Raw genomic sequence first — 23,374 nt, forward strand, 5'->3', positions numbered from 1 at the left:
GTTGCGATCAGGTCGGGGCGCGGCGGCTCAGAAGGCGTCGACCGGCAGCGCCATCACGCTGCCCGCGCCGTTCACCACGGCGTCGCGCTGCGCGGCGCAGCGCGGCAGGATGTGCTCGGCGTAGAAGCGCGCGGTGGCGATCTTGGCCTCCATGAAGGCGACGTCCTGGCCGGCGGCCTTGAGCTCCTGCGCCGCCAGCAGCGAGCGCGCCAGCTGCCAGCCGGCCATCAGGTTGCCGCCCACCATCAGGTAGGGCACCGAGCCCGCGAAGGCCGCATTGGGATTGGCCTTGCCGTTGGCCGCGATGAAGTCGACGACCTCGACGAAGGCCGCGCGCGCCGCCGCCAGCTGCGCCCGCACCGCCAGCGCGTCGGCACTGCCGCTGGCGGCCAGCGCGCCCTCGGTCTCCTCGACCTGCGCCGCGACGCTGCGGGCGAACGCGCCGCCGTCGCGCACCGTCTTGCGGCCGACCAGGTCGTTGGCCTGGATGGCCGTCGTCCCTTCGTAGATCGGCAGGATGCGCGCGTCGCGGTAGTACTGCGCCGCGCCGGTTTCCTCGATGAAGCCCATGCCGCCGTGCACCTGCACGCCCAGCGAGGTGACCTCCAGGCTCATCTCGGTGCTGTAGCCCTTGACCAGCGGCACCATGAATTCATAGAAGGCCTGCGCCTGCTTGCGGGTCTCGACATCCTCATGGTGATGCGCCATGTCGTAGGCCGCGGCCGCGTCGATGGCCATCGCGCGGCAGCCCTCGACCAGCGCCCGCTGCGTCATCAGCATGCGGCGCACGTCGGGGTGATGGATGATCGCCGCGGCCTCCTTGGACGAGCCGTCCACCGGCCGCGACTGCACCCGGTCCTTGGCATACTCGACCGCCTTCTGGTAGGCGCGATCCGCCACCGCGATGCCCTGCACGCCGACGCCGAAACGCGCGGCGTTCATCATGATGAACATGTACTCGAGGCCGCGGTTCTCCTCGCCGATCAGGGTGCCGATGGCGCCGCCGTGATCGCCGAACTGCAGCACTGCGGTCGGGCTGGCCTTGATGCCGAGCTTGTGCTCGATCGACACGCAGTGCGCGTCGTTGCGCGCGCCCAGCGAGCCGTCCGCATTGACCAGGAACTTGGGGACCAGGAACAGGCTGATGCCCTTCACGCCCTCCGGCGCGCCGGGGATGCGCGCCAGCACCAGGTGGACGATGTTGTCCGCCATGTCGTGCTCGCCCCAGGTGATGAAGATCTTGGTGCCGAAGACCTTGTAGGTGCCGTCGCCCTGCGGCTCGGCGCGGGTGCGCACCATCGCCAGGTCCGAGCCGGCCTGCGGCTCGGTCAGGTTCATCGTGCCGGTCCACTCGCCGGAGATCAGCTTGGGGATGAAGGTCTGCTTCTGCTCCTCGGAGCCCGCGACCAGCAGCGCCTCGATCGCGCCGTCGGTCAGCAGCGGGCACAGCGCGAAGCTGACGTTGGCGGCCTGCACGATCTCGCCGCAGGCGGCGCCGATCGTCTTGGGCAGGCCCTGGCCGCCGTAGGCCTCCGGATGCTGCAGCCCCTGCCAGCCGCCCTCGACGTACTGCCTGAACGCGGCCTTGAAGCCCGGCGTCGCGAAGACCTCGCCGTTCTTCCAGGTCGACGGGTTCTTGTCGCCTTCGACGTTCAGTGGGGCAATGACGTCCTCGTTGAGCTTGGCCGATTCCTCGAGCACCGCCTGGGCGGTGTCCAGGCCGTGATCGGCGAAGGCGGGGATCTGCGCGGCGAGGTCCTGCAGGCCAGCCAGGGCCTGCATGTCGAACAGCATGTCCTTGATCGGGGCGCGGTAGGTCATGGGGGTTGTCTCCGGATGAAAAAAGGGCGCCGCGCTTCGTCGGCGGGCGCCCTGGATCCTGGCGGCGGAGGATCCCTCCACCGCGGGTCGTCAGCGTCGGCTCAGAGCGCCTTCACCAGTTCCGGCACCGCCGTGAACAGGTCGGCTTCCAGGCCGTAGTCGGCCACCGAGAAGATCGGCGCTTCCGGATCCTTGTTGATCGCGACGATCACCTTGGAGTCCTTCATGCCGGCCAGGTGCTGGATCGCGCCGGAGATGCCGGCGGCGATGTACAGCTGCGGCGCGACGATCTTGCCGGTCTGGCCGACCTGCCAGTCGTTGGGCGCGTAGCCGGCGTCGACCGCGGCACGCGAGGCACCCAGCGCGGCGTTCAGCTTGTCGGCCAGCGGCGTCAGCACTTCATTGAACTTGTCGCTGCTGCCCAGCGCGCGGCCACCCGACACGATGATCTTGGCGGCGGTCAGCTCGGGGCGGTCGCTCTTGGTGACCTCCCGGCCGACGAAGCTGCTCTTGCCGCTGTCGGCCACCGCCGTCAGCGATTCGACGGCGGCGCTGCCGCCTTCGGCTGCCGAGTCGAAACCGGTCGTGCGCACGGTGATGACCTTGACGGCATCGGTCGACTGCACGGTGGCGATCGCGTTGCCGGCGTAGATCGGGCGCTCGAAGGTGTCGGCCGAGATGACCTTGGTGATGTCGCTCACCTGGCCGACGTCCAGCAGCGCGGCGACGCGCGGCGCGACGTTCTTGCCGGCGGCGGTGGCCGGGAACAGGAGGTGCGAATAGTCCTTGGCGATGGCGATCACCTGGGCGGCGACGTTCTCGGCCAGGCCGTCGGCGAAGGGCGCGCCGTCGGCATGCAGCACCTTGGCGACGCCCGAAATCCTGGCGGCGGCCTGCGCGGCCGCGCCAGCGTTGGAGCCGACGACCAGGACGTGCACGTCGCCGCCGATGGCGGCGGCCGCGGTGACGACGTGATGGGTGGCGCCCTTCAGCGAGGCGTTGTCGTGTTCAGCGATGACGAGGGTGGTCATGTCTTATCTCCGAATCTTGTTCTGGGGGCTCAGATGACCTTGGCCTCGGTCTTCAGCTTGGTGACCAGGGTGGCCACGTCCGGCACCTTGATGCCGGCGCTGCGCTTGGGCGGCTCGGCCACCGACAGCGTCTTGATGCGCGGCGCCACGTCCACGCCCAGGTCGGCGGGCTTGACCACGTCGAGCGGCTTCTTCTTGGCCTTCATGATGTTGGGCAGCGTCACGTAGCGCGGCTCGTTCAGGCGCAGGTCGGTCGTCACGACCGCCGGCAGCGTCAGGCTGACCGTCTCCAGGCCGCCGTCCACTTCGCGGGTCACCGCGACCTTGCCGTCGGCGACCTCGACCTTCGAGGCGAAGGTGCCCTGCGGCATGCCCGTCAGCGCGGCCAGCATCTGGCCGGTCTGGTTGCAATCGTCGTCGATGGCCTGCTTGCCCAGGATCACCAACTGCGGCTGTTCCTTGTCGACCAGGGCCTTGAGCAGCTTGGCCACGGCCAGCGGCTGCAGGTCGGCATCGGTCTCGACGAGGATGGCGCGGTCAGCGCCGATGGCCATCGCGGTGCGCAGCGTTTCCTGGCACTGCGTGACGCCGCAGGAGACGGCGATCACTTCGGTGACCACGCCCTTCTCCTTCAGGCGGACGGCTTCTTCGACGGCGATCTCGTCGAACGGGTTCATGGACATCTTCACGTTGGCGATGTCCACGCCGGTTCCGTCACTCTTGACGCGCACCTTGACGTTGTAATCGACGACTCGTTTGACGGGGACCAATACCTTCATCGAAGCACTCCAAGCTGGATTGACGTTAACGTTAATTCGATTCTATGGGAGCCCCGGGGCCAGCCCATGTCTCCCAGCCGTCATGCGCCCCTGCTGCCGTCCCGGAATCCCGGCGGACCAGCGAGCGTCGCCTCGGCGCCGGCTCGAAAATAAAACGAACGATCGTTCTATTCTAGCCATCGAATCGCGGCTGCCAAGCGGCTCCGGCCGGGAATGAGGGAATCCCTCTAGACTCCGCTCCCGACACGACACCCCACGATGACGATCTTGAGTTCAGCGCCCTTCGCCGCCGCCCCGTCCGTCCCCCTTGGGCATGAGCCCCACCTCCCCTGCATCGGGGTCTTCGACTCCGGCGTGGGCGGATTGACGGTGCTGAAGGCGCTGCGGGAGCAGCTTCCGCACGCGCCGCTGCATTACCTCGCCGACACCGCGCACGCGCCTTACGGCGACCGCAGCAGCGAGTACATCGTCGAACGCAGCGTGCGGGTGGCCGAGCGCCTGCGCGAGGTCGGCGCGCGGATGGCGGTCGTGGCCTGCAACACCGCCACCGCGCATGCGGTGCAAGCGATGCGGGAACGCTGGCCGGACTGGCCGGTCGTCGGCATCGAACCCGGCGTGAAGCCCGCCGTCGCGGCGACGCGCAACGGCCGCATCGGCGTGATGGCGACGACGGCCACGATCGCGAGCCGACGCTTCGAGCAACTGGTCGCCGCGCATGCGGGCGATGTGGAGCTGGTCAGCCAGCCCTGCCCGGGCCTGGTCACCCTGATCGAGCAAGGCGATCTGGACAGCGACGCGCTCGGCGCGCTGATCGAGCGCTTCTGCGCGCCGCTGCGCGAAGCCGGCGTCGACACGGTGCTGCTGGGTTGCACGCATTACCCGCTGGTGCAGTCGCGCATCCAGGCGGCGCTGGGTGATGACGTGCAGTTGCTCAACATCGAGGACGCGGTCGCACGCCAGGCGCGGCGGGTCTGGGAGGGACTGGGGATCCCCTCGACTGGGCCGGCGCGCGTGGTGCTCGAAAGCACTGGCGATCCTGTGCCACTGCAGCACCTGGCCCGCGAAGCGCTGGGCTGGCGCGACATCGTCGCCACGCGCGCCACCGCCTGAAGCCGGGCGACGCGGGCACGCCTCCCACCACGCGGGGTGCCTGAGCGCCCGGCGTTCAGATCAGCGCGCGCGCGAGCCCTCTCGTCATGTCCACCCGCCGCAGCAGCCAGTAGCCCAGCACGAAGAACACCCCGGTGGCCAGGATCGCGAGCCGGTGGTTGCCCGCCGTCAGCACGGTGACCGCGCCGTAGGTCAGCGGCCCGATGATCGCGGCCAGACGCGTGGCGAAGGTCCACAGGCCGAAGAATTCAGCCAGCCGATCATGCGGCGCGAGCGCGCCGGCCAGCGCGCGGCCGCAAGACTGGCTCGACCCCATGCACAGGCCGGCGATCACCGCGGCGATCCAGAACAACCAGGCACTGGCCGCCAGGAAGGCCAGCAGCGTCATGACCATCCAGCCCACCAGCGTGACCGCGAGCGCGGGCTGGTGCCCGATGCGGTCCTCGTAATAGCCGAACACGAACGCGCCGACGGCCGACGCGATGTTGACCAGGAACACCAGCGTCATCGTCTGCGCCTGGGTGAAACCGAGCGCCTGCTCGGCGTAGACGGCGGCCAGTGCGATGACGACGGCGATGCCGGCCTGGTAGCTGGTGCCGCAGGCCAGCAGACGCAGGAAATCTGGATAGGCGCGCGCCCGCTGCCATGAGGCCCACAGTTGCGAGAGCCCCGACCCCATGCGGGCGGCCCGGCGCGTCGAGCACGGATCGGCGCGCTCGCGCAGGAGCAGGAAGGTCGGGAGCGCGGCCAGCAGGTAAAGGCCAGCCGTGATGAGCATCGTGACCGGCACGAATTGACTGGGGGGGTCGCCGCGCGACTGGGCGCTCAGCACATAACCCAGGCACAGCCCCAGCGCCAGCATGCCGCCCAGGTAGCCGAAGGCCCAGCCCCAGCCCGACACTCGGCCCAGCGCGTCGCGTCGGGCGAGTTCGGGCAGGAACGCCGCGATCAGCGATTCTCCATAGGAGAAGAAGACGTTGGAGAGCACGACGGCGGCCGCGGCCCACCACAGCTGGTCAGGCCCGAAGACCGCGAGCGCCCCGGTCGAAAGCACGCAACCGACCGTGCAGAAGCCAAGCAGCTTCTTCTTCGCGCCGTGCGCGTCGGCCCACGCGCCGAGCCCCGGCATCGTCACCATCACCAGGAAGCTGGAAACCGCGATCAACACGGTCCAGAGCAGCGTCGCCGACGGCTGGCCCTTGGCGATGACGCCGACGAAATAGGCGTTGTAGACGGCGGTCAGGACAACGGTCGTGTAGCCCGAGTTGGCAAAGTCGTACATCGACCAGCCAAGGACCTCGCGTTTGCGGACCCCCGGGTTCAACAGTTCCTGCGCAAACATGCCCATGCGATGCGGTCTCCCGTTGCCGTGCGCGTGGTGCCTGGAACGGGACTCGAACCCGTACGCCGGTTGAGGGCGGCGGATTTTAAGTCCGCTGTGTCTACCGATTTCACCATCCAGGCCACGGCGGCTCCGCGAGGAGTTCCATGTCGAAGTGACCGGGCATTATCGGGGCCGCCGAGCAAGAAAAAAGGGAAGCCGAAGAGGCTTCCCTTTTGAAGATTTTGGAGCGGGAAACGAGGCTCGAACTCGCGACCTCAACCTTGGCAAGGTTGCGCTCTACCAACTGAGCTATTCCCGCATCGCAGGACAGTGGAGTGAATCACTCCACCGACCTTTGGTGTCGTTGGAGCGGGAAACGAGGCTCGAACTCGCGACCTCAACCTTGGCAAGGTTGCGCTCTACCAACTGAGCTATTCCCGCAATGTCCATTCTTTGGAGGCGCGATCCGGAGTCGAACCGGACTGACCGGATTTGCAATCCGGGGCATAACCGCTTTGCTATCGCGCCCCAGAACCCTGGACGGGATTCTGTTGAAACCGGATTTGGTGTGTCCGATTCCGATAAAAAATGGAAGCCGGAGCTTCCATCCTTTGAATACCTGGAGCGGGAAACGAGGCTCGAACTCGCGACCTCAACCTTGGCAAGGTTGCGCTCTACCAACTGAGCTATTCCCGCATGGTCTTCAACGCACTGCCTGCTTCAACTTCGTGGCGTCTCTTGCGAATCGCCTTGTCGTCGCAGCACCGTTTGCGCTGAAGCCGAGAGTATAGAACGGTTTTTCACCCGCTCGCAAGAGTTCGGCGACTTCTTTATGAAGATCGCCCAAACACCAGGACGCATCGTCCTCCCGCCATCCGCCGCCCCGCCGGAATGAACAACGGCGCCCGAAGGCGCCGTCATCGTCATCGGCTCGCGAACGCGTGCCGGTCAGTGCTTCAGCGAATCACCGGTCGCATCGGCCGGCTTGGCCTCCGCCACCTTCTCGGTCGGAGGCGTCGCCGCCTCCTCTTCCGGCAGCGCCTGCGGATAAGCCTCCAGCGCCACTTCCAGCACGCGGTCGATCCAGCGGACCGGGACGATCTCCAGCTGGTTCTTCACGTTCTCGGGAATGTCCTGCAGGTCCTTGACGTTCTCTTCCGGGATCATCACGGTCTTGATGCCGCCGCGGTGAGCCGCGAGCAGCTTCTCCTTCAGGCCGCCGATCGCCGTCACCTCGCCGCGAAGCGTGATCTCACCGGTCATCGCGACGTCCGCGCGCACCGGGATGCCGGTCAGCGCCGACACGAAGGCCGTCGTCATCGCGGCACCCGCACTCGGGCCGTCCTTCGGCGTCGCGCCATCGGGCACGTGGATGTGCACATCGCGCTTCTCGAAGAGCTCGTCCTTGATGCCCAGGCGCCGAGCCCGCGAACGCACCACCGTGCGGGCCGCCTCGACCGACTCCTTCATCACGTCGCCCAGCGAGCCGGTGCGGATGATGTTGCCCTTGCCCGGCATTGCGGTGGCTTCGATGGTCAGCAGGTCGCCGCCCACTTCCGTCCACGCCAGACCGACCACCTGGCCGACCTGGTTCTTCTTCTCGGCACGACCGAAGTCGTACTTGCGCACGCCCAGGAACTCGTTGAGGTTGTCCTCGGTGACGACCACCTTGCCGGTGAAGGTCTTGAGCTGCAGGCCCTTGACGACCTTGCGGCAGATCTTCGAGACCTCGCGTTCCAGCGAGCGCACGCCGGCTTCCCGGGTGTAGTAGCGGATCACGCCGCGGATCGCGTCCTCGGTGACCTCGAGCTCCTCTTCCTTCACGCCGTTGTTGCCGCGTTGCTTCGGCAGCAGGTACCGCTGGGCGATGTTGACCTTCTCGTCCTCGGTATAACCCGACAGACGGATGACCTCCATCCGGTCCAGCAGCGCCGGCGGAATGTTCAGCGAGTTCGAGGTCGCCACGAACATCACATCGCTCAGGTCGTAGTCGACCTCGATGTAGTGGTCCGCGAAGGTGTGGTTCTGCTCGGGGTCCAGCACTTCCAGCAGCGCCGACGACGGATCACCGCGGAAGTCCATGCCCAGCTTGTCGATCTCGTCCAGCAGGAACAGCGGATTGCGGGTGCCGACCTTGCTCAGGCTCTGCAGCACCTTGCCCGGCATCGAGCCGATGTAGGTGCGGCGGTGACCACGGATCTCGGCCTCGTCGCGCACGCCGCCCAGCGCCATGCGGACGAACTTGCGACCGGTGGCACGGGCCACCGATTGCCCCAGCGAGGTCTTGCCGACGCCCGGAGGGCCGACCAGGCACAGGATCGGCGCCTTGACCTTGTCGACGCGCTGCTGCACCGCGAGGTACTCGAGGATGCGTTCCTTGACCTTGTCCAGGCCGTAGTGGTCCTCGTTGAGCACGGCCTCGGCATTGGCCAGGTCGTGCTTGATCTTGGTCTTCTTCGACCACGGCAGGTTGACCAGCGTGTCGATGTAGTTGCGCACGACCGTCGCTTCCGCCGACATCGGCGACATCAGCTTGAGCTTCTTGAGCTCGGCCTCGGCCTTCTTGCGCGCTTCCTTCGGCATGCGAGCAGCCTGGATCTTCTTCTCCAGCTCCTCCATGTCGGCGCCTTCCTCGCCGTCGCCCAGCTCCTTCTGGATCGCCTTGACCTGCTCGTTCAGGTAGTACTCGCGCTGGGACTTCTCCATCTGGCGCTTGACGCGGCCACGGATGCGCTTTTCCACCTGGAGGATGTCGACCTCATGCTCGAGCAGGTCCAGCAGCTTCTCGAGCCGCTTGCCCACTTCGGACAGGTCCAGCACCGACTGCTTGGCATCGAGCTTGAGCGGCAGATGCGCCGCGATCGTGTCGGCCAGGCGACCGGCATCGTCGATGCCGGCGATGGACGTCAGGATCTCCGGCGGGATCTTCTTGTTCAGCTTGACGTACTGGTCGAACTGCTGCGTCACCGCGCGGCGCAGGGCCTCCACCTCGGGCTGGTCATCGGCTTCCGGCGGAATCGGCAGCACCTCGGCGGTGAAATGCTCCTCGCCGTCCTCGATCTTGTTGGTCGTGGCGCGCTGCAGGCCCTCGACCAGCACCTTCACCGTGCCGTCGGGCAGCTTCAGCATCTGCAGGATGCTGGAGACGCAACCCATCTCGAACATGTCGTCGGGCTTGGGCTCGTCCTTGCCGGCCGCCTTCTGCGCGACCAGCATGATCTGGCGCCCCGCCTCCATCGCCGCTTCCAAGGCCTTGATGGACTTGGGACGGCCCACGAACAGCGGGATCACCATGTGCGGGAACACGACCACGTCGCGCAGCGGCAGCAGCGGCAGGGTGATGGGTTCCGCGGGGAGGATCGGATGACCGGACATGAAAACCTCTCTTTCTCAGGCCCATCTAGGGCCCGAGCTACCAATTACAAGGTGCCGTTCAATAGCCTTTGAGCAATTGCTTTCCACAAGGACTGATGGCAAGCAGATCGCCCGGTGTTTGATCGCGACCTCAGGCGCTCGCCTTGGTTTCGCGATAGACCAGCAACGGCTTGGTGTCCTCGTCGATGTTGTGCTCGTCCAGCACGACCTTGGCGACGCTGTCCAGCGAAGGCAACTCGAACATGGTGTCGATCAGCGCATGCTCGACGATCGAGCGCAGGCCGCGGGCGCCCGTCTTGCGCGCCAGCGCCTTGCGCGCGACGGCGCTCAGCGCCGATGGCCGCACTTCCAGTTCGACGCCGTCCATCGAGAACAGTTGCTGGTACTGCTTGACCAGCGCATTGCGCGGCTCGGTCAGGATCTGCACCAGGGCGTCCTCGGTCAGCTCGCCGAGCGTGGCGATGACCGGCAGACGGCCCACCAGTTCCGGAATCAGGCCGAACTTGATCAGGTCGCCCGGCTCCACTTCGCGGAACAGCTCGCCGACCTTCTTCTCGCTCTTGCTCTTGACCGCGGCACCGAAGCCGATGCCCGACTTCTCCGAGCGGTTCTGGATGACCTTCTCCAGGCCGTCGAACGCGCCCCCGCAGATGAACAGGATGTTGGTCGTGTCGATCTGGAGGAAGTCCTGGTTCGGATGCTTGCGACCGCCTTGCGGGGGGACCGACGCCATCGTGCCTTCGACCAGCTTCAGCAGCGCCTGCTGCACGCCCTCGCCCGACACGTCGCGGGTGATCGATGGGTTGTCCGCCTTGCGGCTGATCTTGTCGATCTCGTCGATGTAGACGATGCCGCGCTGGGCGCGCTCGACGTCGTAATTGCAGTTCTGGAGCAGCTTCTGGATGATGTTCTCGACGTCCTCGCCGACATAGCCGGCCTCGGTCAGCGTCGTCGCATCGGCGATCACGAACGGGACGTTCAGCACGCGGGCCAGCGTCTGCGCCAGCAGGGTCTTGCCCGAGCCGGTCGGTCCGATCAGCAGGATGTTGCTCTTGGACAGCTCGACGCCATCCTTGGTGTCGGCCGCGTGGCGCAGCCGCTTGTAGTGGTTGTAGACCGCGACGGACAGCGTGCGTTTGGCGACGTCCTGACCAATCACGTACTGGTCCAGCGTCGTCTTGATCTCGCTGGGCACGGGGAGGTCCGACTTGCTCGCGCGACCGCCGGTCGCGGCCTCGGCCGGAACCTCGTCACGGATGATGTCGTTGCACAGCTCGATGCATTCGTCGCAGATGAACACCGACGGGCCCGCGATCAGCTTCTTGACCTCGTGCTGGCTCTTGCCGCAGAAGGAGCAGTACAAGACTTTTTCGCTGGAATTGCCTTTTTTCTCGGCCATGGGAGTGCTGCTGGGGCTGGGGCTGCTGGAGGGCTGCGGGGAATACAGGCAAGTGCCTGCATTGATGATAGTTCAATTGCCGGCACCACCCTTGGGGGGATAAAAGCCCCTAAGAGTGGTCAGTTGGCGCGGTCGACCGGCGGTCAGTTGCGGCACCGCCAAGGCGGTTCCCGTTGGCATCGCCGGGCGGTGGATTTCATCGGGGAGACGCCCCCGTCGGCGCCGGGAAGAGGATGGCGAGAGGCATCCAGACAAAGCCAGCGGCGCCCGCTGGGCGCCGCCGTCGCCTGAATCCCGCGTCGCGATCAGGGGCGCTTCTCGATGACCTGGTCGATCAGGCCATAGGTCGACGCCTCGGCGGCCGACATGAAATAGTCCCGCTCGGTGTCTGCCTGGATCTTCTCCAGGCTTTGGCCGGTGCGCTCGGCCAGGATGCGGTTGAGCTGCTCGCGGGTCTTGAGGATCTCGCGGGCATGGATCTCGATGTCCGTGGCCTGGCCCTGGGCGCCACCCAGCGGCTGGTGGATCATGATCTTGGAGTTCGGCAGCGCGAAGCGCTTGCCCTTCTCGCCGGCGGCCAGCAGGAACGCGCCCATCGAGGCGGCCATGCCCATGCACAGCGTCGAGACCTGCGGCTTGATGAACTGCATCGTGTCGTAGATCGACATGCCCGCCGAGACGCTGCCGCCCGGCGAGTTGATGTACAGCGAAATCTCCTTGTCCGGGTTCTCGCTTTCCAGGAACAGCAGCTGCGCGACGACGAGGTTGGCGACGGCATCGTTCACCGGGCCGACCAGGAAGACGATGCGCTCGCGCAGCAGGCGGCTGTAGATGTCGTAGGCGCGCTCGCCGCGGCCCGACTGTTCGATGACGATGGGCACCATGCCCAGGTTGCTGGTTTCAAGCGCGCTCATGAAATCCTCTGAATTGGTTCGAGATCACGACAAACCATTATGTCGTGCGCTCCATCCCCTTGCCGCCGCGCGGCCCCTCCGAAGCGGGATCGCGCCAGCGGCTGCGCCGGGGAAAGAAAAAGGCGCCGGCCTCGCGGCCAGGCGCCTTACTTGGCGATGAGTTCCCGGTGAATCAAGGGCGATGCCGGGAAAGCCCGCGCCAGACGGCGTCGAGCCGGCCGATCAGGCCGTGGCCATCAGTTCGTCGAAGGGCAGCTGCTTGTCGGTGACCTTGGCCTTGCCCAGGATGAAGTCGGTGACGTTGTTCTCGATCACGACGGCTTCGACCTCGGCCATGCGCTCGCGGTCCGACAGGTACCAGCGCACCACCTCCGCTGGCTTCTCGTAGCTCTGCGAGATTTCCTCGATGTGGGCCTGCAACTGCTCGGGCTTGGCCTGCAGATTCTGCGAACGGACCAGTTCGGCGACGACCAGGCCCAGGCGCACGCGCTTCTCGGCCTGCTCGTTGAACAGCTCGGCGGGGATCGGGGCCTTGTCGGCGTCCTTGATGCCGCGCTTCTTCAGGTCCTCGCGGGCGTTGGCGACCATGCGCTCGGCCTCGCCGGCCACCAGCGCCTTCGGCACGTCCAGTTCAGCCTTGCCGACCAGCGCGTCCATCGCGGCGCCCTTGTTCTTGGCCAGCACGCGGAACTTCACTTCACGCTCGAGGTTCTTCTTGATGTCGGCGCGCAGCGCCTCGACCGTGCCTTCCTTGATGCCCAGGGCCTTGGCGAAGGCCTCGTTCACTTCGGGCAGGTGCTGCGCCTCGATCTTCTTGACCGTGACCAGGAAGTCGGCTTCCTTGCCGGCGACGTCCTTGCCGTGATAGTCGGCCGGGAAGGCCAGCGGGAAGGTCTTCGATTCGCCGGCCTTCATGCCGCGCACCGCCTTCTCGAAGGCCTCGAGCATCTGGCCTTCGCCCAGCAGGAACTGGAAGCCGTCGGCCTTGCCGCCAGCGAAGGGTTCGCCGTCGATCTTGCCTTCGAAGTCGATGGTCACGCGGTCGCCGTCGGCGGCCACGTCCGCCGCGCCGCGCTGGGCGAACGAGCGGCGCTGCTTGCGCAGGATCTCGACGGTCTTGTCGATGGCTTCATCGGTCACGTCGGCGGCGACGCGCTCGATCTCGGCCTCGGCCAGGTCGGCGATCTTCACTTCGGGATAGACCTCGAAGGTCGCGTCGAAGGCCAGTTCGCCTTCGGCGGCGGTGTCCTTCTGGGCGATGCTGGGCATGCCGGCGACGCGCAGCTTGGCTTCGTTGGCGGCGATGGTGAAAGCCTCGCCCAGCTTGTCGTTGACGACCTCGTACTGAACCTGCGCGCCGTAGCGCTGCGCCACGAAGGACATCGGCACCTTGCCGGGACGGAAGCCGTCGGCCTTGACGGTGCGGGCCAGCTTCTTCAGGCGGGACTCGACCTCGGTGTTGATGTCGGCGGCCGCCAGCGTGAGCGTGATGCGGCGTTCGAGCTTTTCGAGAGTTTCGACGGTGACAGCCATAGTGGACTCGGAATCAGTTGGAAGTGTGGTGCGCGGGGCCGGACTCGAACCGGCACGCCCGTGAAGGCGTCAGGACCTAAACCTGGTGCGTCTACCAATTTCGCCACCCGCGCCGGGTGATGGGGGCTCGTCGCGATCGCTGCGCGCAGTCCTGCGCGGCGGGCCCTTGGTAATTCGGAGATGCGAGAGAAGAGCCCAGGGCCCTGCCGTCCGCGATCCGGAAAACCGGCGATTGTAATCAAGGATTCGGCCGATTCCCACGGCCGCCCCCGCCCCTCCCGGGCGGGGGTTAACCCCCGAAGGCCGGAGGCTCGGCAGCCTCCGGCGGCGCCGGCTCAATGCGTCGACGGAGCGATGCCGGCGTCCTTGTCGCGCTCGACACGGAACCAGGCCGCGTACATCGCCGGCAGCGCCAACAGCGTCAGCACGGTGGCGACGATCAGCCCGCCCATGATGGCCACCGCCATCGGGCCCCAGAACACGCTGCGCGACAGCGGCACCATCGCCAGCACCGCGGCGGCGGCCGTCAGCGCGATCGGGCGCAGCCGCCGCACGGCCGACTCCACGATCGCCTGCGCCGGCGGGACGCCGCGACCGCGGTCCTGCTCGATCTGGTCGATCAGGATGACGGAGTTCCGCTGGATCATGCCCATCAGCGCGATCACGCCCAGCAGCGCGACGAAGCCGAAAGGCCGGTTCAGCAGCAGCAGCGCGGCGGACACGCCGGCGATGCCCAGGAAGCCGGTCAGGAAGGCCAGCATCGCCCGCGAGAAGCTGTGCAGCTGCAGCATCAGCAGCGTGAAGGTGATGAACAGCATGATCGGCACGCCGGCGGCGATCGAGCCGGTGCCCTTGCTGCTTTCCTCCACCGCACCGGCGATCGAGATCGAATAGCCGGGCGGCATCTCCTTCTGCATCGCGTCGAGCGCGGGCCAGAGCTGGCTGGTCACCGTCGCGCCCTGCAGGCCCTCGATGACGTCGCCCTGCACGGTGATCGCGAACTGGCGGCTCTCGCGATGCATGACGCCCGGCTCCCAGGTGAACTGGGGCTTGGCGATCTGTGTCAGCGGCACCGAGCGGCCCGAGGCGGTGGGCACGTAGGCATTGGCGAGTTCCGACAGCGTGTCGCGCTCCTGCACCGGCTGGCGCAGGACGATGTCGATCAGCCGGTCGGCCTCGCGGTACTGCGACACCGTGGTGCCCGACACCAGGATGCGCGCCGCCTGCGCGATGCTCTGGCTGGTCACGCCCAGCGCCCGCGCCTTGTCCTGGTCGACCTGCAGGCGCAGGACCTTGATGGCCTCGTTCCAGTTGTCGTTGACGCCGACCATGTTGGGGTTGGCGCGCATCTGCTCCTTGGCGCGATCGGCGTAGATCCGCAACTGGGCGGGGTCGTCGCCGGCGATGCGGAACTGCACCGGGTACGGCACCGGCGGGCCGTTGGGCAGCAGCTTCACGCGGCCGCGCACTTCGGAGAACTCCTCGGCCAGGATCTGCGGCAGCTTGTGGCGCAGCGTCTCGCGGTCGGCCGGGGTCTTGGGCAGGATGATGGCCTGGCTGACGTTGGTGTTGGGCAGGATCTGGTCCAGCGGCAGGTAGAAGCGCGGCACGCCCGAGCCCACCCAGGTCGCGATACTGCCCACCAGCGGCTCCTTGGCCATGCGGGCCTCGAAGCGCTTGGCCACGACATTGCTCTGCTCGATCGTGGCGCCCTCGGGCAGCCACAGGTCGACCAGGATCTCCGGCCGGCTCGAGTCCGGGAAGAACTGCTGCTGCACCTTGCCCATGCCGGCCAGGCCGAGCACGAACACCAGGATGGTGATGCCGATGGTCTTCCAGCGGTGGTACACGCACCAGGCGACCCAGCGGCGGAAGCGGTTGTAGAACGGCGTGTCGAAGACCTCGTGGGCCTCGCCCTCATGGCCCGCGCGGGTCTTGAGCAGCAGTGCGCCGAGGTAGGGCACGAAGTAGACCGACACGATCCACGAGATCACCAGCGCCGCGGCCGTCACCGCGAAGATCGCGAAGGTGTACTCGCCGACGGTCGACTTGGCCAGGCCGATCGGCAGGAAGCCCACCGCGGTGATCAGCGTGCCGGTCAGCATCGGCTTGGCGGTGGCGTCATACGCATACGTCGCCGCATGCATCTTGTCGTAGCCCTCCTCCAGCTTCCGCACCATCATCTCGACCGCGATGATCGCGTCGTCGACCAGCAGGCCGAGCGCGATGATCAGCGACCCCAGCGAGATCTTGTGCAGCCCCACGCCGGCATACAGCATCACCACGAAGGTGATCGCGAGCACCAGCGGGATCGTGATGCCCACGACCAGGCCCGGCCACACATCGATGCGCAGCGGCTTGGTGTGCAGGCCCAGGCTGATGAAGCTCACGCCCAGCACCACGACGACGGCCTCGATCAGCACGTGCACGAATTCGCCGACCGAGGTCTTCACGGCACTGGGCTGGTCCTGGATCTGCTGCAGCGTGATGCCGGCCGGCAACTGCTGCTGCAGCCGCTTGACGGTGGCCTGCAGCGCCTTGCCCAGGGCGATGATGTCGCCGCCCTTGCCCATCGACACGCCCAGCGCCACGACCTGCTTGCCGTTGTAGCGGACCATGGTGGTGGCCGGGTCGACATAGCCGCGGCGCACCGTGGCGATGTCGCCCAGGCGCAGGCTGCTGGCGGCGCCGGTCGTCGGGTTGGTGCCGCGGATCGGGAAGTCGCTCAGCGCCTGGACGGAATTCAGCTGCCCCTCGATGCGGATCTGCACATTGGCGCTGCTGGCATCCATGACGCCGGCGCTCTCGACCGCGTTCTGCGCATTGAGCTGGGAGACGACCTGGTTGAAGTCCAGGCCGAGCTCGGCCAGGCGCTTCTGCGAGATCTCGATGAACAGCTTCTCCGCCTGCACGCCGAACAGGTCGACCTTGGCCACGTCCTGCACCCGGAGCAGCTCGGAGCGCACCGCCTCGGCCTGCTGGCGCAATTCCTCGAGGGAGAAGCCGCCGTCGGAGGACAGCGCGAAGATCGAGCCGTAGACGTCGCCGAATTCATCGTTGAAGAACGGCCCCATCACGCCCTGTGGCAGGGTGGGCTTGAGATCGCCGATCTTCTTGCGGACCGTGTACCAGAGCTGGGGCACCTCGCCCGGCGAGGTGTTGTCCTTCACCTGGAAGATGGTCAGCGACTCCCCCGGCTTGGTGTAGCTGCGGATCTTGTCGGCATGCGGCACCTCCTGGAGGGTGCGCTCGATCTTGTCGGTGACCTGCTCGGCCATCTGCTGCGGCGTCGCGCCGGGCCAGTAGGCCTGCACAACCATCGCGCGGAAGGTGAACGGGGGATCTTCGTCCTGGCCCAGCTGGAAGTAGGCGGCAAAGCCCAGCACCATCAGCACCACCATCAGGTAGCGCGTCAGCGGGGCATGCTCCAGCGCCCAGCGCGAGAGGTTGAAACCGGCGCGGCTCGGGTTGCTCATTCAGCGCTCCCGAGGATCAGCGAGACGCGGCGGCGGCCGGCGCGGGCGACGGCGAGCCCTCGGTCGGCGTGCCCGGCGGGCGGAAGCGCTTGACCTTCTGGCCGGGCGTCAGCACATGACCGCCCGCGGCCACGATCTCCATGCCGGGCGTCAGGCCCTGCACCACCAGCTCGTTGCCTTCGGCGCCGACCACCGTCACCGGCCGCGGCTGCACCGTCATGGTCTTGGGATCCAGCAGCAGCACGGCGCTCTTGCCCTGCGACTCCATCACCGCGCTCAGCGGCAGCTTGATCGCGTTGTCCGACGGCGTGCCGGTCAGGATCACCGTGGCGGTCTGACCCAGGCGGACGTTCTGATCGTTCAGTTCGGCCTTCACCAGGAAGGTCCGCGTCACCGGATCGGCGGCGGCCGCCAGCTCGCGCAGCTTGATCGGCTGCGGCTCGGCCTTGGTGTCGGCCCACAGGCGCACTTTCAGGCCGTCGGGGCGGGCCGCGGCGGCGCGTACCAGCGCGACCTGGTCCTCGGACACGGAGAAGACGACATCCCGCGGGCCGTCGTTGGCAACGCGCACGACCGGCGTGCCAGCGGCCACGACCATGCCGGGCTCGGCGTCGATGCCGGTCACGACGCCCGGCGCGTCCGCCACCAGGCTGGAGTACTGCGCCTGGTTGCGTTGCACGTCGGATTGCGCGCGCGCCGATTCATATTGCGCCTGCGCAGCCTTGAAGGCGGCATCGCGACGGTCCAGTTCGGCGGCGCTGATGAAGCCCTGCCGGTGCAGATCGATGTAGCGCCGGTAATCGGCGCCGAGCTGGTCGCGGTTCACACGGGCGGCCAGCACCGAGGCCTTGGCGGCCTCCTGCGCGAGCACCAGGTCCGAGCTGTCGATGCGCGCCAGCGTCTGGCCGGGCTTCACCACCGAGCCCAGGTCCACGCGGCGCTCCAGGATCTTGCCGGCGACACGGAAGGACAGCCGGGACTCGACGCGAGCACGGACCTCGGCGGCGAATTCACGCTGCAGGCCGGCCGATTGCGGTGTCAGCACCAGCGTGCGCACATAGCGCTCCGGTTCGGGCGGCGGCGCCTGCTTGCCGCAAGCCGCCAGGACCACGACGGCGATCGCCGCGGTGCCCCCGGCCAGCGCGCGCTTCCAGGTTCCGGAAACGGCGCGCCCGGACGGCGCGATGGACGCCAGGCCGGGCGCGGCGGCGGGCAGGGACACAAGAGACCGTTGGGGCATGAACACCTCGACAAAGCCGCGGCGCCCCACAGGGCACCGGAGTAACTGACTGACCGGTCAGTAATGTATTCAGCGTGTCCGGACGTGTCAAACCGACGGCGTACGGTTCGCCGGGGTACTGCTCGTGTACTGCGGTTTTTGACGTTCCCCGGAAACGGCGCGGTCGTCGGGGCGTCAAGTTGTCGGAAACGGCATCGCTGGCTCAGCGGAGAATGCCGGCCGTGAGCATAGAGCACTACGAAAACTTTCCTGTCGCTTCCTGGCTGTGTCCACCGGCGCTGCGTCCCGCGATCATGGCGATCTACGGCTTCGCGCGCACCGCCGACGACCTGGCCGACGAAGGCGACGCGGGCGCCGCCCAGCGCCTGCGCGACCTGACCGACTACCGCGCGGACCTGCGGGCGGTCGCGGCCGGCCGGGCGCCCTCGCCGCGCTGGGCTGCCCGCGTGTTCACGCCGCTGGCGCGCGCGATCGCCCAGCACCAGTTGCCGCTGCCCTTGCTGGAGGACTTCCTCGACGCCTTCGAGCAGGACCTGGTCAAGACGGATTACGCCACCCGCGCCGAACTGCTGGACTATTGCCGGCGCTCGGCCAACCCGGTCGGGCGGCTGCTGCTGCATCTGTATGGCATCGATGACGCGGTCGCGCTGAGGCAATCGGATGCGATCTGCTCGGCGCTGCAGCTGATCAATTTCTGGCAGGACTTCACCGTCGACGGTCCGCGCGGCCGGATCTACGCGCCGCTGGAGGACCGCCGGCGTCACGGCGTCGAGGGACAGGACCTGCTGTCGTTGCGCGACAGCCCGGCGGCCCGCGCGCTGATCGCCGACCTCTGCGCCTGGGCCCGGGCGCTGATGATGGACGGGGCGCCGCTGGTCCACCGGATCCCCGGCCGGGCCGGCTGGGAGCTGCGCTTGGTGGTACAAGGCGGCCTTCGCATTCTCGACAGGCTGCAGGCGATGCGCTTCGCCGCCCTGCTGCGGCGTCCCGCCATCGGCGCCGCCGATGCGCCACTTCTGCTGTGGCGCGCGCTGACGATGAACGCGAACCCCAGCAACACCCGCCGCGAAGGGACGGCGCGATGAGCACCAAGACCGACAAGACCCCCGATGCGACGGCCGCCGCCGGCGGCGCCTCCACCCCGGAGCAGTACGTCCAGCAGAAGGCCGCCGCGAGCGGCTCGAGCTTCTATTACGCCTTCCTCTTCCTGCCGCCGCCGCGACGCGCGGCGATCACCGCGTTCTACGCGTTCTGCCGCGAGGTCGACGATGTCGTGGACGAGGTCTCGGACCCCGGCGTGGCCGCCACGAAGCTGGCCTGGTGGCGCAAGGAGGTCATGAGCGCCTTCAACGGACAGCCCTCGCATCCGGCGATGAAGGCGCTGCTGCCGCATGTCCAGGCCTACGACATCCGTGTCGAGCATCTGCTGGCCGTGATCGACGGCTGCCAGATGGACCTGGAACAGACGCGCTACCTCGACTTCGCCGGCCTGCAGCGCTATTGCCACCTGGTGGCGGGCGTCGTGGGCGAGGTGGCCTCGGGCATCTTCGGCCGCACCGACGCCCAGACCATCGCCTACGCCCACAAGCTCGGCCTGGCGATGCAGCTGACCAACATCATCCGCGACGTCGGCGACGATGCCCGCCGCGGTCGCATCTACCTGCCGGTGAGCGAGCTGCAGCAGTTCGACGTCAAGGCGCACGAGATCCTCAAGCGCGACGCGCCCTGGGGCTACAGCGACCGTTTCCTGGCGTTGATGAAGTTCCAGGCCGAGCGCGCGCACCGCCTCTACGACGAGGCGATGGCGCTGCTGCCCGAGGCCGATCGCAAGGCGCAGAAGCCCGGCCTCATGATGGCCAACATCTACCGCACGCTGCTGCGCGAGATCGAGGCGGAGCAGTTCCAGGTGCTGCAGCAACGCATCGCGCTGACGCCGCTGCGCAAGCTGTGGATCGCGATGAAGACCAACTGGCGCGGGCGCTGAGGTGACCCGCATCGCCGTCATCGGCGGCGGCTGGGCCGGCCTGGCCGCGGCCGCGGAGGCGGTCTCGCTGGGTGCCGCCGTCACCCTGTTCGAGATGGCCCCGACGCTCGGCGGCCGGGCGCGCAGCCTCGAAGGCAGTGAGCCGGCGCTCGACAACGGCCAGCACATCCTGATCGGCGCCTATACGGACGCGCTGGCGCTGATGCGACGTGTCGGCGCCGACCCCGAGGCGGATCTGCTGCGCATGCCGCTGCGGCTGCGCTATCCCGACCGCGAGACGCTCAGCCTGCCCGGCGGGCCGCCCACCCTCGCCTTCCTCCGCGGCGTGCTGGGCTGCGCTGCCTGGTCATGGCGCGACCGGCTCCAATTCCTCAAGGCCAGCAGCGGCTGGACGATGCGCGGCTTCCGCTGCGACCCCGCGCTGACAGTGGCCGAGCTCTGCGCCGGCCTGCCCCGCGCCATCCGCGACGACCTGATCGACCCGCTGTGTGTCGCGGCCTTGAATACCCCGGCCACGCAGGCGAGCGCGCAGGTCTTCCTGCGCGTGCTGAAGGATGCGCTGTTCAGCGGTCCGGGCAGCGCCGACCTGCTGCTCCCGCGGCGCGGCCTGAGCGCGCTGCTGCCGTCACCGGCGCGCGACTGGCTGCTTGCGCGCGGCGCCCAGCTCCGCACGCAGCGCGTGCAACGGCTGGCAGCGTCGGGACGCGGCTGGCGGGTCGACGATGAGCCGGCCGATGCGGTCATCATCGCGTGCAGCTCGGTGGAGGCGGCCCGGCTCACGCGCGACCTCGCACCGCGCTGGAGCGCCACCGCAGGCGCCTTCGAGTTCCAGCCCATCGTCACCGTCTACCTGGAAAGCGCCGGCACGGCGCTGCCCGCACCGATGATCGCGCTGCGGGAATCGGCCACCGAGCCGGCGCAATTCGCCTTTGACCTCGGCCAACTGGGCCAGCACCCGGGGCTGTTCAGCCTGGTCGTCAGCGGCGCGGCGTCCTGGGTCGAACGCGGCCTGGAAGCGACCGGTGCCGCGGCGCTCGAGCAAGCCGTCCGGCGCCTGCCCTGGGAGCACCCGCCGCGGCTGGTCCGCGTGCTCAGCGAGAAGCGCGCGACCTTCGCCTGCACGCCCGGACGGGTCCGCCCCGACGCCGCGATCGCGCCAGCGTTGTGGGCCGCCGGCGACTACCTCGCTGGCCCCTACCCGGCGACGCTGGAGGGCGCCGTGCGCAGCGGCCTCGCCGCGGCACGTTCCGCAATGCGGCAATTGGGAGCCGACGCCTCCTCCTAAGGAGTTCCCGCCCCAGCGGGACGCACCGCTGATGGGCAAAAGCGACGGAATGCGCCCGCTAGATGCGGCTCTCGGTTTCGCCATGCAAAAACCAAGCGAAATCCTTCACAATCGTCCGCCATGAAGTCCAAGGAGCTCCAGACCCCCGCGATCCAGGTCCTCGAGCGCACCTTCGCGCTGCTGGACGTCCTGGCCCAGCATCAGGATCCGGTGTCGCTGAAGTTGATCAGCGAGACCACCGGCCTGCATCCGTCGACGGCCCACCGCATCCTGAACGACCTGGCGCTGGGCCGCTTCGTCGACCGGCCGGAGGCCGGAAGCTATCGGCTCGGCATGCGCCTGCTGGAACTCGGCAACCTGGTCAAGGCGCGGCTGGACGTCCGCGAGGCGGCGATCGGCCCGATGCGCGAGCTGCACAAGCTGACCCATCAGCCGGTCAACCTCTCGGTGCGCCAGGGCGACGAGATCGTCTACATCGAGCGGACCTATTCCGAGCGCAGCGGCATGCAGGTCGTGCGCGCGGTCGGCGGTCGGGCACCGCTGCATCTGACCTCGGTCGGCAAGCTCTTCCTGGCCAGCGACGATCCCCAGCGGGTGCGGGCCTACGCGACCCGCACCGGGCTGTCCGGCCACACCCGCAACAGCCTGACGGAGATCAGCCAGCTCGAGCGGGAGATGGCGCTGGTCCGCCAGCGCGGCGTCGCCCGCGACGATGAAGAGCTGGAGCTCGGCGTGCGCTGCATGGCGGCCGGCATCTATGACGACCAGGGCAAGCTGGTGGCCGGGCTGTCGATCTCCGCCCCCGCGGACCGGCTTGAGGAAGGCTGGCTGCCGCGTCTGAAGGAGACCGCGACGCGGATCTCCGCCGCGCTGGGCTTCCGCGGCTGAGCCCCACGCGACCACGAAAAAGCGGACCCGAGGGTCCGCTTCTGCATTCGATCGGAGTCGATCCGGCGCTTACTTCGCCGACACCGCCGGAATCACGGCCGAGGTCGTCGCGGCGGAGGTGCCCGTCGCCACGCCCGCCAGCGGCGAGGCCGCCCCGGTGAGCCACTTGCGGACGCGTTCCGCATCGCCGATCCGGGAGTACTTTCCGGCGGAATCCAGGAACACCATGATCAGCTTGCGGCCGGCCAGCTGCGCCTGCATGACCAGGCACTGTCCGGCTTCATTGATGAAGCCCGTCTTCTGCAGGCCGATGTCCCAATCGCCCTTGCGGACGAGGCCATTGGTGGTGCCGAAGCGGACCTGCCGGCGACCCAGGGCGACGGTGTACTCGGACGAGGTCGACAGCTCGCGGATCAGCGGGAAGGCATGGGCCACCTTGACCAGCTTGGCCAGGTCGGCCGCGCTGGACTGATTACGACTGGACAACCCGGTGGGCTCGACGTAATGGGTGTCCATCATGCCCAGCGCGCGCGCCTTGGCGTTCATGGCCGCGACGAAAGCTTCCAGGCCGCCCGGGTAGTTGCGCCCGAGCGCATGGGCCGCGCGGTTCTCCGAGGACATCAGCGCCAGGTGCAGCAGTTCGCCGCGGGTCAACTCGGTGCCGATCGCCAGCCGCGAACCGGTGAACTTCTCGGTGTCCTTGTCCTCGTCGGTGATCTCGAGCTTCTCGTCGAGCGACTGGTTGGCCTCGACCACCAGCAAGGCGGTCATCAGCTTGGTGATCGACGCGATCGGCAGCACCGCCGACGGGTTCTTCGAGAACAGGACTTCGTTCGTGTCCTGGTCGACGACATAGGCGACGCTGGATTTCAGGTCGAGGGGGTCTTCGGTGTCATGCAGGCCGTACATCGTCCCGAAGGACGGCTTGGACGGGATGACTTCCCGGGCCGGTGCCGCCGCACGGGCGGCCACCTTGCGGGGAGAGCGCGGGGCCGGTTTGGCCTTGCGCACGCTCTTCACCTTGGCTTTGGAGGACGACGCCGTGGCCGCCTGCGCCGGTTGAACCGGCACGAGACTGGCGGTCAGGCCCGTCAGCAACATGACGCCGCTGAGCGCGGCACCAGACAGCAATGTCGCAATGGTCTTCAATCCAGTCCCCAGAAGTGGGCGCGAGTTTAGGGGATCGCTGAAAGACCGGCAAGATCAATGACTTAA

At 67.7% G+C, this 23,374-nt stretch carries 16 protein-coding genes and 6 tRNA genes; 5 read left to right on the forward strand and 17 right to left on the reverse strand.

What is annotated here, in order from left to right:
- Nucleotides 1–27 precede the first annotated feature (27 nt).
- From CS062_RS15270 to CS062_RS15280, 3 genes are all read right to left on the reverse strand, one after another.
- Nucleotides 28–1,821 (reverse strand): acyl-CoA dehydrogenase, encoded by a 1,794-nt coding sequence (locus CS062_RS15270; protein WP_099862469.1) that lies wholly within the window; start codon nucleotides 1,819–1,821, stop codon nucleotides 28–30.
- Nucleotides 1,822–1,922: 101 nt separating this feature from the next.
- The gene (locus CS062_RS15275) at nucleotides 1,923–2,852 is read right to left on the reverse strand and encodes an electron transfer flavoprotein subunit alpha/FixB family protein (protein ID WP_099862470.1); all 930 of its coding nucleotides are present in this window, start codon (nucleotides 2,850–2,852) and stop codon (nucleotides 1,923–1,925) included.
- Between the two features lie 29 nt (nucleotides 2,853–2,881).
- Nucleotides 2,882–3,631, reverse strand: coding sequence for an electron transfer flavoprotein subunit beta/FixA family protein (locus CS062_RS15280; protein WP_099862471.1), 750 nt, complete (start codon nucleotides 3,629–3,631; stop codon nucleotides 2,882–2,884).
- A gap of 258 nt (nucleotides 3,632–3,889) precedes the next feature.
- Here CS062_RS15280 and murI point away from each other — a divergent pair, with 258 nt between their 5' ends.
- A complete protein-coding gene (murI, locus tag CS062_RS15285; protein WP_099862472.1) occupies nucleotides 3,890–4,741 on the forward strand; it encodes a glutamate racemase in 852 nt (283 codons plus the stop codon).
- A gap of 55 nt (nucleotides 4,742–4,796) precedes the next feature.
- Here the strand turns inward: murI and CS062_RS15290 are convergent, their stop codons facing one another.
- From CS062_RS15290 to CS062_RS15350, 13 genes are all read right to left on the reverse strand, one after another.
- The gene (locus CS062_RS15290; RefSeq protein WP_099862473.1) at nucleotides 4,797–6,089 is read right to left on the reverse strand and encodes an MFS transporter; all 1,293 of its coding nucleotides are present in this window, start codon (nucleotides 6,087–6,089) and stop codon (nucleotides 4,797–4,799) included.
- Nucleotides 6,090–6,117: 28 nt separating this feature from the next.
- Nucleotides 6,118–6,205 (reverse strand) — tRNA-Leu (locus tag CS062_RS15295).
- Nucleotides 6,206–6,308: 103 nt separating this feature from the next.
- Nucleotides 6,309–6,384 (reverse strand) — tRNA-Gly (locus tag CS062_RS15300).
- 46 nt (nucleotides 6,385–6,430) lie between these two features.
- Nucleotides 6,431–6,506 (reverse strand) — tRNA-Gly (locus CS062_RS15305).
- Between the two features lie 13 nt (nucleotides 6,507–6,519).
- Nucleotides 6,520–6,593: transfer RNA gene (locus tag CS062_RS15310), tRNA-Cys, on the reverse strand.
- A gap of 92 nt (nucleotides 6,594–6,685) precedes the next feature.
- Nucleotides 6,686–6,761 (reverse strand) — tRNA-Gly (locus CS062_RS15315).
- Nucleotides 6,762–7,013: 252 nt separating this feature from the next.
- The gene (gene lon, locus CS062_RS15320; RefSeq protein WP_099862474.1) at nucleotides 7,014–9,440 is read right to left on the reverse strand and encodes an endopeptidase La; all 2,427 of its coding nucleotides are present in this window, start codon (nucleotides 9,438–9,440) and stop codon (nucleotides 7,014–7,016) included.
- Nucleotides 9,441–9,570: 130 nt separating this feature from the next.
- Complete coding sequence (gene clpX / locus CS062_RS15325; RefSeq protein WP_099862475.1) at nucleotides 9,571–10,839, reverse strand: ATP-dependent Clp protease ATP-binding subunit ClpX; 1,269 nt, start codon at nucleotides 10,837–10,839, stop codon at nucleotides 9,571–9,573.
- A gap of 305 nt (nucleotides 10,840–11,144) precedes the next feature.
- Entirely contained in the window at nucleotides 11,145–11,753 is a 609-nt protein-coding gene (gene clpP / locus CS062_RS15330) for an ATP-dependent Clp endopeptidase proteolytic subunit ClpP (protein ID WP_091722797.1), read from the reverse strand.
- Between the two features lie 222 nt (nucleotides 11,754–11,975).
- The gene (gene tig, locus CS062_RS15335) at nucleotides 11,976–13,286 is read right to left on the reverse strand and encodes a trigger factor (RefSeq protein ID WP_099862476.1); all 1,311 of its coding nucleotides are present in this window, start codon (nucleotides 13,284–13,286) and stop codon (nucleotides 11,976–11,978) included.
- Nucleotides 13,287–13,312: 26 nt separating this feature from the next.
- Nucleotides 13,313–13,399 (reverse strand) — tRNA-Leu (locus CS062_RS15340).
- Nucleotides 13,400–13,621: 222 nt separating this feature from the next.
- Nucleotides 13,622–16,762 carry an efflux RND transporter permease subunit gene (locus CS062_RS15345; protein WP_099862477.1) on the reverse strand — a complete coding sequence of 1,047 codons (3,141 nt, stop codon included), beginning with the start codon at nucleotides 16,760–16,762 and terminating at the stop codon, nucleotides 13,622–13,624.
- A 16-nt stretch (nucleotides 16,763–16,778) separates the two neighbouring features.
- Nucleotides 16,779–18,002: an efflux RND transporter periplasmic adaptor subunit gene (locus CS062_RS15350; RefSeq protein WP_099862478.1), complete on the reverse strand. Its 1,224-nt coding sequence runs from the start codon at nucleotides 18,000–18,002 to the stop codon at nucleotides 16,779–16,781.
- A 212-nt stretch (nucleotides 18,003–18,214) separates the two neighbouring features.
- Here CS062_RS15350 and hpnC point away from each other — a divergent pair, with 212 nt between their 5' ends.
- The 4 genes from hpnC (at nucleotide 18,215) to CS062_RS15370 (ending at nucleotide 22,159) form a co-directional block, all read left to right on the forward strand.
- Complete coding sequence (gene hpnC, locus CS062_RS15355; RefSeq protein WP_099862479.1) at nucleotides 18,215–19,087, forward strand: squalene synthase HpnC; 873 nt, start codon at nucleotides 18,215–18,217, stop codon at nucleotides 19,085–19,087.
- Nucleotides 19,084–19,986, forward strand: a complete 903-nt coding sequence (gene hpnD, locus CS062_RS15360; protein WP_099862480.1) for a presqualene diphosphate synthase HpnD — start codon at nucleotides 19,084–19,086, stop codon at nucleotides 19,984–19,986. Before hpnC ends, hpnD begins: the two co-directional genes overlap by 4 nt.
- Before the next feature lies 1 nt (nucleotide 19,987).
- Nucleotides 19,988–21,271 carry a hydroxysqualene dehydroxylase HpnE gene (gene hpnE / locus CS062_RS15365; RefSeq protein ID WP_099862481.1) on the forward strand — a complete coding sequence of 428 codons (1,284 nt, stop codon included), beginning with the start codon at nucleotides 19,988–19,990 and terminating at the stop codon, nucleotides 21,269–21,271.
- Between the two features lie 120 nt (nucleotides 21,272–21,391).
- Nucleotides 21,392–22,159, forward strand: coding sequence for an IclR family transcriptional regulator (locus CS062_RS15370; protein WP_099862482.1), 768 nt, complete (start codon nucleotides 21,392–21,394; stop codon nucleotides 22,157–22,159).
- A gap of 69 nt (nucleotides 22,160–22,228) precedes the next feature.
- Here the strand turns inward: CS062_RS15370 and pbpG are convergent, their stop codons facing one another.
- Complete coding sequence (pbpG, locus tag CS062_RS15375) at nucleotides 22,229–23,260, reverse strand: D-alanyl-D-alanine endopeptidase (protein WP_099862491.1); 1,032 nt, start codon at nucleotides 23,258–23,260, stop codon at nucleotides 22,229–22,231.
- Nucleotides 23,261–23,374: the final 114 nt, after the last annotated feature.

It is taken from the genome of Roseateles chitinivorans, assembly GCF_002761755.1.
Lineage (GTDB): Bacteria > Pseudomonadota > Gammaproteobacteria > Burkholderiales > Burkholderiaceae_C > Roseateles > Roseateles chitinivorans.